General features: G+C 59.2%; 12 protein-coding genes. 2 read left to right on the top strand and 10 right to left on the bottom strand.

Annotated elements, in window-relative coordinates:
* The coding region (locus tag ACZRJ6_RS12935) for an RHS repeat domain-containing protein (RefSeq protein ID WP_463968412.1) at nucleotides 1–1,303 on the top strand (1,303 nt) is incomplete at its 5' end.
* Between the two features lies 1 nt (nucleotide 1,304).
* Entirely contained in the window at nucleotides 1,305–1,619 is a 315-nt protein-coding gene (locus ACZRJ6_RS12930) for a hypothetical protein (RefSeq protein WP_463968411.1), read from the top strand.
* A 94-nt stretch (nucleotides 1,620–1,713) separates the two neighbouring features.
* Here the strand turns inward: ACZRJ6_RS12930 and ACZRJ6_RS12925 are convergent, their stop codons facing one another.
* The 10 genes from ACZRJ6_RS12925 to ACZRJ6_RS12880 form a co-directional block, all read right to left on the bottom strand.
* Complete coding sequence (locus tag ACZRJ6_RS12925) at nucleotides 1,714–2,451, bottom strand: class I SAM-dependent methyltransferase (protein WP_463968410.1); 738 nt, start codon at nucleotides 2,449–2,451, stop codon at nucleotides 1,714–1,716.
* Between the two features lie 38 nt (nucleotides 2,452–2,489).
* A complete protein-coding gene (locus ACZRJ6_RS12920) occupies nucleotides 2,490–3,410 on the bottom strand; it encodes a PfkB family carbohydrate kinase (RefSeq protein ID WP_463968409.1) in 921 nt (306 codons plus the stop codon).
* A complete protein-coding gene (locus tag ACZRJ6_RS12915) occupies nucleotides 3,403–4,869 on the bottom strand; it encodes a purine-cytosine permease family protein (protein WP_463968408.1) in 1,467 nt (488 codons plus the stop codon). The genes ACZRJ6_RS12920 and ACZRJ6_RS12915 overlap by 8 nt, the downstream gene beginning before the upstream one ends.
* A gap of 109 nt (nucleotides 4,870–4,978) precedes the next feature.
* Nucleotides 4,979–5,980 (bottom strand): ADP-ribosylglycohydrolase family protein, encoded by a 1,002-nt coding sequence (locus ACZRJ6_RS12910; RefSeq protein ID WP_463968431.1) that lies wholly within the window; start codon nucleotides 5,978–5,980, stop codon nucleotides 4,979–4,981.
* Nucleotides 5,981–5,988: 8 nt separating this feature from the next.
* Nucleotides 5,989–6,690 carry a GntR family transcriptional regulator gene (locus ACZRJ6_RS12905; protein ID WP_463968407.1) on the bottom strand — a complete coding sequence of 234 codons (702 nt, stop codon included), beginning with the start codon at nucleotides 6,688–6,690 and terminating at the stop codon, nucleotides 5,989–5,991.
* A gap of 70 nt (nucleotides 6,691–6,760) precedes the next feature.
* Nucleotides 6,761–7,321, bottom strand: coding sequence for a DUF1285 domain-containing protein (locus tag ACZRJ6_RS12900; protein WP_463968406.1), 561 nt, complete (start codon nucleotides 7,319–7,321; stop codon nucleotides 6,761–6,763).
* A gap of 15 nt (nucleotides 7,322–7,336) precedes the next feature.
* Nucleotides 7,337–7,942, bottom strand: a complete 606-nt coding sequence (locus tag ACZRJ6_RS12895; protein ID WP_463968405.1) for a DUF4823 domain-containing protein — start codon at nucleotides 7,940–7,942, stop codon at nucleotides 7,337–7,339.
* A 74-nt stretch (nucleotides 7,943–8,016) separates the two neighbouring features.
* Nucleotides 8,017–8,985: a GTP 3',8-cyclase MoaA gene (locus ACZRJ6_RS12890; RefSeq protein WP_149413495.1), complete on the bottom strand. Its 969-nt coding sequence runs from the start codon at nucleotides 8,983–8,985 to the stop codon at nucleotides 8,017–8,019.
* 127 nt (nucleotides 8,986–9,112) lie between these two features.
* A complete protein-coding gene (locus ACZRJ6_RS12885) occupies nucleotides 9,113–9,766 on the bottom strand; it encodes a TetR/AcrR family transcriptional regulator (RefSeq protein WP_149413496.1) in 654 nt (217 codons plus the stop codon).
* Nucleotides 9,767–10,226: 460 nt separating this feature from the next.
* Entirely contained in the window at nucleotides 10,227–11,009 is a 783-nt protein-coding gene (locus ACZRJ6_RS12880) for a TatD family hydrolase (RefSeq protein ID WP_133099176.1), read from the bottom strand.
* Between the last annotated feature and the right edge of the window lie 25 nt (nucleotides 11,010–11,034).

Genomic DNA, 11,034 nt, shown 5'->3' with positions numbered 1-11,034 from the left:
AGAACAACACCACTACCGCCGCCAATACGACTACGACAAGCGCGGCAACCTGACCCGCATCCTCGACACCCGCAAAGGCCAGCACGACTACCACTACGATCCCCTGGACCGCCTAACCCGCACCAACCACTCACAAGACCTGCAAGAACGCTTCGCCCACGACCCGGCCGGCAACCTGCTGATGCAAGACCGCATGGGCCCCGGCGTGATCAAAGGCAACCGCCTGCTGATGCAAGGTGATCGCCACTACGACTACGACGCCTTCGGCAACCTCCTGCGCGAACGCCGAGGTCGCGCCCAGCAACTGGTCACCGAATACCGCTACGACTGCCAACACCGCCTGATCGCCGTCACCCAACCCGACGGCACCCAAGCCAGCTACCGCTACGACCCTTTTGGTCGGCGCATAGCCAAAACCCTCAACGACCAAACCACCGAATTCTTCTGGCAAGGCGACACGTTGATCGCCGAACACAGCGCCGATCAGCACCAAAGCTATGTTTACGAACCGAACAGCTTTCGCCCGCTGGTGATGCTTGAAGGCTACGGCCCAGAAGAAACCAACCCCTTCCACTACCAACTCGACCACCTCGGCACGCCCCAGGAACTGACGAATCCCAACGGCGAAATCGTCTGGTCCGCCCACTACCGCGCCTACGGCCAAATCGCCCGACTGGACGTCAACACCGTCAACAACCCGCTGCGCTTCCAGGGCCAATACTTCGATCAAGAAAGCGGACTGCACTACAACCGCCATCGCTACTACAATCCCGACAACGGCCGCTACCTGACGCCCGACCCGGTGAAACTGGCGGGTGGGCTGAACGGATACCAGTACGTGCCCAACCCTACGGGGTGGGTTGATCCGCTGGGATTGAGTACGTGTCCGGGTGGGGATGGATGTAATCCTTCAATTGGGGTTGAAGATCCAGCGCTGAAAACAACAGTTGATGAAGGTGTACCTGTTGTTCTAAATGCTCAGTCCCACTTCCCAAACGACCCCAACGACTTAACAAAGGTTTTAGGTGTCCCCCCCAAAGCCTCTACAACAAAACACGGCACCCAAAGAATGGAATGGCGGCCTAATACCGATACTCTAATACGCTTTGAAAGCCATCCAGGAGACTTAGGCCCTTTCAGTCCAAGACATCACAGGGAGCACTATCACATCGAACTTAAGCCAAATAATTTGAGCTGGAAGCAAGCCGAAAAACAAAAACTGCTCTTGAAAGTAAAACCCGAAAACTATCAACCCGGACATGGAACTGGTTTCTTGCCAGGCGAAAAGCACCCAGGAACTTAAAATGAAAAAATTTCCCGTTTCAGACGGAACAATCGAAAAAATAACGTGCAACCGAAACACATTGCTAATGGAGTTTACAGATTGGCAAGAGCAATCATGGATCATATCTTTTCAAGATTTGATTGCCTTCCAAGGTATTGGCGCCGTTGGTTCTGAAATATCTGAAATGTACGAAGCATCCGAGACAAGTCTCTCTGGAGAAGCGATGAGAATTAATTCCAATGAGACTGGAAAAAACTACTGCTTCACTTCGAGTCGCGGAGGAGAAGTGATCTTAATAGTAGTGGCAGGTGACTATGACGCTGAAAAGATATAACCAAATCCGAGAACCAATTACTTTGGATAAATAATAAAGGGGACGAGAGGTAAAGTGCAGACAAGTCCGCCCACACACTTTGATCTTTATCAGGTCAGCTGCCCAAGCGCTGCGCAGCCACAATCAACATCATCGGCCGCTCCTGCTCTTGCGCCAACTCCGGGCGGATCTTGAGGTCCGCCTCACTTGGCCCCCACTCATCGACATGACTCAAGGTAAAACCTGCCTGGATCAACAGGTTGATCAAGGTGCCCAAGGTGCGGTGCTGCTTGATCACACCCTCCGCCAGCCAATTGGTGACCCGCGGCCCTTCCTGCTGATAGCCGTTCACTGGCCAGCTCTTGCGCCCCTGGTCATCAATCAGCCAACCCGGCTCACGAGGCGCCATGAAGATCGGGTGTTCGATGGAAAACACCAGCCAACCACCAGGAACCAGCGACTCATGGACACGAGCGAACAGGCCCTTGAGGTCGACGATATAGTGCAAGGCCAGCGAGCTATAGGCCAGGTCGAAGGTGGCGGCAGGAAGGTCCAGTTGCTCAAGGTCGGCAATGGCGTAAGTAATGACTGGCGATGAGGTCATCTCGGTTGCCCGCGCCAGCATCTTTTGCGAGACATCCAGCCCCAATACCTGACCAGCGCCCTGCTCCTGGGCCCATCGGCTGAACCAGCCATAGCCGCAGCCCAGATCCACCACTTTCAAGCCTGGCATTGGCGGCAGCAATGCCTGCAAGGCGGGCCACTCCGGCGCGCCGGCGAGGCCTTCCACTGAGCGACCCATTTTGCTGTAGCCCTCGAAGAAGGCCGGGGTGTCGTAGATGTTCTGGGTCATGGGATCGCTCCGTGCTGAGTGGTGCCTATTCTGCCGACTCAGGCCCCCGCCAACAACGCATTCACTTCAGCGCTAACCGGTGAAGTTGCCGGCCCCCAACGCGTGACCGCCAGTGCCGCCGCCGCATTCGCTCGGCGCGCCGCCGCGGCTGGCGTCAATCCATTAGCCAGGCCGGCGATAAACACCCCGGCATGAGCATCGCCCGCACCGTTGCTGTCCACCGCCTTAACCTTGAACCCTGGCACATGTTCGGCCTGCCCGTTACAGCCGATCCAGCAGCCGTTGGGCCCATCGCGCACCACCAGCAGCGTTTGCGCAGGCAGGTGGTCGTTGAATTTGAGCAGCGCGTCGGCGATAGCCCCGGTGCCGGTAAAGGCCAGTGCCTCTGGACCGTTGCTGGTCCAGATATCGATGCGGGGCAGCAAGACGGCCATCAGCGATGAGCCCGGCGCATTGACCAACGGGCCCGGATCGAACACCACAGCGATCTCCCTCGGCAACCCCAGCAACCAATCGAGCAAAGGCTGAGCCTTGCCCTCAAGCAACAGGCTATAGCCGCTGACGTAAACATAGTCGTCGGTGCGGGGGACCGTACGGGCCAAGTCCTCGGCGTTCAGTTCACCTTCGGCGCCCATATGGGAAATGAAGGTGCGCTCAGTGGTCGCTTCGGTCAGTGCCACGCACAGGCCGGTGTCCTCGCCCTCGCTGGCGGCCAGGGCCACTTCGATGCCTTCCGCCTGCATGGCCGCACGGGCCAGGTCGCCGAAACGCCCCTTGCCGTGCCGTCCCAGATACACCACCGGCAAGCCGTTGCGCTGGGCGGCTGCCATCACGTTAAAGCCGCCACCGGCTTCGAAACTGGCGGATTGCGCCAGCACATCGCCGCCTGACGCGGGCAGCTTGTCGAGGGACATGACCAGGTCGACGATGACCTGGCCTGTGTGAAGCAATCTAGACATTAGCGTTCTCTAACAAAGCAGAGCGACGATCCGCAGCGCCACCCAATACCGCATAAATCCCGCCGGCCACCAGGAAGGTGACGATCCAGCCCAGGCCGTTATGCCCCAACCAGGAATCGGACAGCGGCCCGGCGAACCAGATGTTCTCGGCAGTGGTGCCGATGGTGGTGAAGCTGAAGCCCAGCACAATCGCGATCACCCAGGCACCCAATGCGCGCCATTCGATACCGCCGCGATACCAGTAGGCACTGCTGGGTGTGACGTCCAACAAATCCTTGGGGCTGTAGTAATGGCGATGGATCAGATCGACGACAAAGATCCCCACCCAGGCGGTGATCGGCACTGCCAGCAACGAGATGAAGGTGATGAACGGGCCGTAGAAGCTGTCGGCGATCAGCATGAAGTAAATCGAACCGGCGAAAATCGCGACGATGTCGACAATCACGGCATGCACGCGCTTGACCTTCAAGCCGAGGGTCAATGTGGTCAGGCCTGCCGAATACACCGACAGGTTGTTGGACAGCAATAGCCCGCCAAACGCGGTGATCAGGTACGGCACGGCCATCCAGGTCGGCAGCATGTCGCGGATCGCGATGATCGGGTCAGTGGCCGAGGCCAGGTCATTGTTGCCCACCGACAGCAGGCCACCGAGGGTAATCAGCAGCACCAGCGGAATCCCTGCACCGAAGGCTGCGGACGCCACCAGGCGCACGGCCTTGACGCTGCGATGCTGGTAGCGGGACATGTCGGCACCGGCGTTGGCCCAACCAATCCCGGTGCCGGCGGCCATGGTGCCGACGCCGATGATCATCGCGCTCACCGGTGCCGGGGTGGCGTTGAACACGGCGCTCCAGTCGATGGTCGCGCAGAGGAAACCACCCACCAGGATATTCAGCGCGCCGAACACGTAGGTCGCCCACTTCTGGATCACCAGCAAGGTGGCATGGCCCAGGCCCGAGACAGCCAGGGTCAGCAGTACGAAAATGCCGATAAACAGCAAGGTCAGCAGCGGCGCGCTTTTTGCGGCCACCGGCGAGTTGAACAGGATCGAGCACAACGACAGCAGCACGAACGCGGCGGTGGTGGTGTTGACGGTTTCCCAGCCCAGGCGCGACATCAGCGACACCAGGGTCGGGCCGATATTGCCGCGTACACCAAAGATCGCCCGGGACAGAGTCAGGCTCGGTGCGCGACCACGACGGCCGGCGATGGAGATGATGCCCACCACCGCAAACGAGCCAGCAGCGCCGAGGATCGCGACGATGATTGCCTGCCAGATGGCCAGGCCGCGAAACGCCACCAGAGTCGCTCCCAGCGGCAAGCCGAGGATGCTGATATTAGCGGCGAACCAGACCCAAAACAGTTGCAGCGGATGACCGTTGCACTCGCCTTCCGGGACCGGCTCGATGCCGCGTGTTTCCAACTGCCCGACGCTTTGGCCGGAAGATGTCGAACTCATGACGGGGTGCTCCTGGTGCCTGTTTTGTTGTGGTTATGGCAGTTTCGCAAGTTGAATCAACACCCCGGCATTCCTGTGGAACCGGATACTGTATTGAGGTCTGTGGCGCTCAGCGCAACGCCAGCAGCCCCTGGACCAACAGCTGCAAGTCCAGGCCGTTAACCTGCCTGACCTGCTCAATCAGCGACTCAGGCCAGCACTGCATCCCCAGGCAAGCGCCAAGCATCGCGCCGAGAATCGCGGCAATCGTGTCGGTGTCGCCGCCGAGGCTGGCGGCCATGCACAGGGCTTCGAAAGCATCCATCTCGCCCACTGCCACTTGCTGTGCGAGAGCAAAGGACACCACCACCGATTCCTGGGAGGCAACGGAGGTGCCTATCAATTCGTAGAGCAAGTCGGCGAACAGGGCCTTGTCGCTGCTGCCGACACTCAACGTCCGCGCCCAACTGATGCGGGTGGCGATACGTCCGCCGGCGACCCAGTTACCGTGACTTTCGGCCTGTTGCGCGATCTGCGTGCCGATGTTCAGTGCCTCACCCAAATCAACGCCGTTGATGCCGGCCGAAACCACCGCTGCCACTGCGGCTGCACTGGCGATACCCAAGGTGGTGTTGTGCGTGACCTGGCATGCCTGGATCACCGACTGGATAAAGGCTTGCGGGTCAGTGACATCCGCGGCAATGCCCACCGGCGTGATGCGCATCGCCGCGCCATTGGTGGTGCCGTAGCGTCCGGACTCTTGCGGGGTGTGGCCGGCCAGGATCATATCGATGGCCCGCTTGGTCGACGGTCCCAGAAGGTCCTGGGAGCCTTTGGCGCGCATCACCGCTTCCCAGTCGATCAAGCGTTGAGCGAGTTCGGTCGGGTCGATTTTGCCCTGGCCGTCCACCAGCAGTTGACCTACCAGAATCGCCTGCTCGGTGTCATCGGTGATTGAGCCCTTGGGCATGTTCGGCGCAATCGGCTGATCAGCGCCGGCATCTTCCAGGGCAGTGATTGCTCCGAAGCGGGCCTTGACCTGTTCACGGCTCAGGGACTGGGTAGGCATGCCCAAGGCATCGCCCAATGCCAGGCCATAGAAAGCACCGAGAGCGCGAGTATGCGGGGTTATTACGAGCTTCAAAATTGAAGGTGCAAGCGAAAGTGCAGAGGGTCGAGCCAGCTTTCGACGTACTCCATGAAACGGTCCTGACGGTCATAGGTAGTACGCAGGGCCTTGAGGAAAACCGTGCCAGCAGGACGACCCAGTAACTGGGCGTCGATGTCGCTCAAGGGCTCGGCGCCGATCCATTGATCGCCGCCAGCACCCACATAGCCGTAAGCCGCGAGGGTGATAGTCAGGGAGTTGTCGATCAGGCCGACCCGAGGAAGGCTTTCCAGGTCACCGGAGGCGGGCATCAGCGAGCGCTCCAGAGACACGGCAGTGCCGTCGGTGGTGCGCCGGCGGCGGTCGAGGGCGATGAACTGATCGCTGCCGTAGCGGCTGAGCAAATCCGGGCGGGTTACCGCTTCCAGGCGCAGGACGTCGGTGGTCACCAGGGCGCCGGTATCAGCCAGGCCCTGGGCCCAGCCGCTGCGTTGGTCAAGTACCATGCCGTCAAAGGTGACGATGGAGCCGACACCACTCTGGGTGGCGATGTAGTTGCGACGCTTGAGCTCGGCGAGGGCCTCACGTAGCGTGCCGCGACTGACCGAAAACTCTTCGGCCAGTTGATGTTCACCTGGCAGCAGGAAACCGTCGGCCATGACTCCGCCCTCGATACGGCGGATCAGTTCGTCAACGACGCGTTTTTTCTTATCAAATCGAACATGTCTAATCATGTACAAATTGATAACCGAAAGCGCCTCGCTACAGCAAGCAAATTATTTCAGGGGAAAGGGGAAATCGGTCTCAGGGTTCCAGGCCGATGGGGAAAAACACCCCGCCGCTCCATACGCCAAGCCAGTTCTGACCGTTGATCGGACGAGACACCGCCAGCTCCACCAACTGGTAGAAAACGTTGCGATGAACCAAGGCTTCGAGGTTGGTGCGCACCCGCAAATAAGGCGCTGGCTCTTGAGTATCTGGATCAGTCACCACCCGCAGCGGATGCTCTAGGCCAGCCTCGACCTGATCTTCAACGTTGGTGGTAAAGCGCAGGACCTGGCTTTCGCCCTGCCCTTCAACTTCCAGGGTCAAGGCGATGAAGGGTGCGTCGTCGACCTTGATCCCAACCTTTTCCACCGGGGTAATCAGGAAGTAATCATCGCCATCGCGGCGGATGATGTTGGAGAACAGCTTGACCATGGGTTTACGGCCGATGGGCGTGCCCATGTAGAACCAAGTCCCGTCACGGGCAATTCGCATGTCGATATCGCCACAAAAATCCGGGTTCCACAGGTGAACCGGCGCCGGTCCCTTGCCCTTGGGCAGTTGTGCCAACAGGTCGTTGGCCTTGGCCGAATCGCTCATGCTGTCTCCTTTGACTTACTGATCGCTCATGCCCAACAGGCTGCGAGCGTATTGCGCAAGCGGCGGCCCAAGCAGATCTTCGGGTTTGTTGTCGTGGAACGTCAGTAAACCGCCACGACTGCGAATCCGTGCAGTATCAATCAAATACTGGGTGCTGGTCTCGATCAACATGATCTGAATGACGCCGCTGTCGATCCCCAGCCGGTCCACGGCCTGCTGGTCGGTCCATTCGTCGGCATTGCCGATCCGGTCGTCGGCCTTGGCAAAGCGCGTATACAACAGGTAATGGGCGCCGACGCTGCGGGCTTCGGCCATCGCCTCCTCCAGGCCTTCCGGCGAGCGGGCGCGGCGGACCATGGGGAAGTATTCGATAAAGCCGTTGAATGCTTCTTCGGCCACCACGTTGGGGCGTGGATAGGCGCTGCCCGGCGGGGTGAATGCGCCTTGGGCGATAAAGATAAAGGAGTCCGGCTGTATGCGGATCGAGTTGGAACGGCGGGTATTGCTGTGATCCAGCAACCCGGCATCGCTCATCTGATAGCGAGTGCCTTCGGCCATATCGCTGACTGTCATGCAGCCGCCCAGCGCTAACGACGCCAGCAACAAAACCAGACTACGCATCCTATCCTCCAGAGGCCGGTGACGGAAAACCGGCGAATAGGCACGAGATGCAGATTTTACGCCAGCTTGAGCGACTAGCCGCCAATGATCTTCATGATCGTGGCCCCACCAGAAAACGCCACTTCCTGCTTGTCACCCAAGGCCTTGACCAGCAAGCGCTGCAAGGCCGGCAAAGCCTGGTGACGCGGCTTGTCCAGCAGGTCGCCGACATAGTGGCGATTGCTCGACGACAGGCAGCCATGCAGCCAACCGGTGGACGACAGGCGCAACCGTGAGCAGGTACGGCAGAACGGCACGCTTTCGTTGGCGATCACGCCGAAGAAGCCTTTGCCGGGCACTTCATAACGCACCGCAGTGGCATCCACCGGGGCATCGGCTTGCAGGTAGTCGTGATGGGCGCCAATCAGGCTCAGCAACTGCTGCAGGCTGACGAACTGCTGGAGGAAGGCATTGGAGTCGCTGGCCAGGTGGCCCATGCGCATCAATTCGATAAAGCGCAACTCGTAGCCACGCTCCAGGCAATAGTCGAGCAGCGGCAGAACCTGGTCCAGGTTCTGCCCGCGCAACGGCACCATATTGACCTTGATTTTGATCCCTGCGGCGCGCGCCTGGTCCATGCCATCGAGTACGGTGGCCAAGTCGCCGCCACGGGCGATACTGCGAAAGGCATCAGCGTCCAGGGTATCGAGAGAAACGTTGATCCGGCGAATCCCTGCATCCACCAACAACGGCAGCTTGCGGGCCAGCAGTTGGCCGTTGGTGGTCAGGCTGATATCGCTCAGGCCCATCTTGCCTACCGCGCCCATAAAGGCTTCAAGCTTGGGGCTGACCAGCGGCTCGCCACCGGTAATACGCAGGCGATCGATGCCAGCAGCCTCGATCAGATAAGCGACGCCCCGCGCCATGGCCTCGGCCGAGAGCTCGTCCTGCGCAGCCACCAGCCGCTTGCCGTTTGGCACGCAGTAGGTACAGGCGTAGTTGCAGGCTGAGGTCAGGCTGATTCGCAAATTGCGAAAACGCCTGCCTTGACGATCAACGATCATGGATCACTCCGGCAGAGGATAATTCGGGCGCACTAAAACCTGACTGATAAATCAGATTTTAGCAAGATCCTTACCTGAGTATATTCCTGGGTTACTGCACCCAGCAGTAAATTATCTGGCAATTGACTTAGGCGGCAGGCGTTTCGGCACTCGGTAGCTCGGTGCTGTGCTTGCGCTTGTTGCCCATGCGCACGCCGATGTCCATCAGGAACTGGAAGAACCCTTCCTGATCTTCCAGCACGTTGCTCCAGAACGGCGAGTGGTACAGCGCCACGGCGCCGTGCACCAACGCCCAAGCGGCGCAGTAATGGAAATATGGCGGCACGTCTTCGAGCTTGCCTTCGCTGATGCGGCCCTTGATCAACAGGGTCAGGCGTTCGAAGTTCGAGGCACGAATCTTGTGCAGTTCCTCGACCATCTCGGGCACCTGGTTGCCCTTGACCACCTTCTCTTCCAGGCGATCAAACAAGCGGTAGCGTTGCGGGTCGCGCATGCGGAATTCGAAATAGGCTCGGGACAAGGCTTCCTTGTCCTTATCGACATCGGCCGAGTGCAGCAACTCATTCAAATCCCGCTCGTAGTCGAGCATCAGGCGTAAATAGATCTCGGCCTTGGACTTGAAGTGCTTGTAGATCGTGCCTTTGCCGATACCCACGGCATCCGCAATCATCTCGACAGTGACGCTGTCTTCACCCTGTTCGAGAAACAGCTTGAGTGCGATGTCGAGAATTTCCTGCTCGCGGCGGCGAAACTCACGGACCTTACGGGGTTCTTTGTGCATAAGAAAAAGGTCTGCAGAGGTCAGTAATGGAAGGGTTACGTACCGCATGCTTCGATTGGAGATGCGTGACGGAACGTTTTACCCGGTCCGAGGGATTATCCGGACTGTACGGTCGTTGGGCAACGTCTATATGAACAACCCTTGCACTTAACTTACAGCCCGCCAACGATTGGAGCTATATGGGTCAGAAATAATACGTACCACCCTGCAGCGTGCATCGTCTCAATGAGAACTCAACCGAAGCGGGCGTATTCCAAATCTGTTTAAAAAACGATCAGATGCGGCTGGACTGAACGGGATACTGATCAATACTTGAAATGTCGGCGTGACATCTCCCCCAAGTGACGCGCCGATATGGGCACCGACGGACTGCGTGCCCTTGTTTTACTCCTAATGGTCTTAACCCGGATTCACCCCCCAGAACCCGGGTTTTTTTTGCCTGGGATTTAACCCGCGCTCATTAACCAACGTGAGCCTGCGCAAACAGGCGTTTGAAGTTCTCTGTGGTCTGCTCGGCAAAGCGCTCGTAGGACTCGCCCCGCAACATCGCCAGATAGTCCGCCACATCGCGCACGTATTCCGGCAGGTTCGGCTTGCCACGATGAGGGATAGGCGCCAGGTAAGGCGAGTCGGTTTCCACCAGCAGGCGGTCCGCCGGTACTTGGCGTGCCACATCCCGTAGGGCGTCGGCATTGCGAAAGGTAACGATACCCGACAAGGAGATGTAGAAGCCCAGGTCTAGGGCAGCCTTGGCCATGTCCCAATCTTCAGTGAAGCAATGCAGCACACCGGCCTGGGGCAGCGCGGCTTCCCGAAGCAGTGCCAAGGTATCGGCACGGGCGCCACGGGTGTGAACGATCACCGGTTTACCGGTCTGTTGCGCGGCTTGCAGGTGCAGGCGAAACGACGCTTGCTGCAACTCGGCCGCTTCCGGTTCGTAGTGATAATCCAGGCCGGTCTCGCCGATCGCGACTACCCGGGGGTGATTGAGCTCACCCAGCAGCCAGTCCAGAGCAGGCGCTTCGCCGGGCTTGAGGTCCAGGGGATGGATGCCCACCGAGCAATCGACATCGGCATAGCGCTCGGCCAGAGCTTTGACGTCGGCGGCGTTTTCGGCGCTGACGCCAATGCACAGGAAGTGCCCTACCCCGCGCTGGCGAGCAGCGTCGAGAGCGGCATCCAGGGAACCGTTGTGTGCAGTAAGGTCGAGACGGTCAAGGTGACAATGGGAATCTACGAGCATAGGAAGTTACAACTTGCGTCACAGG

The sequence above is a fragment of the Pseudomonas sp. C321 genome (assembly GCF_055407105.1).
The sequence above is the reverse complement of the archived record's forward strand: the minus strand, read 5'-3'. Positions and strand labels throughout refer to the sequence as shown.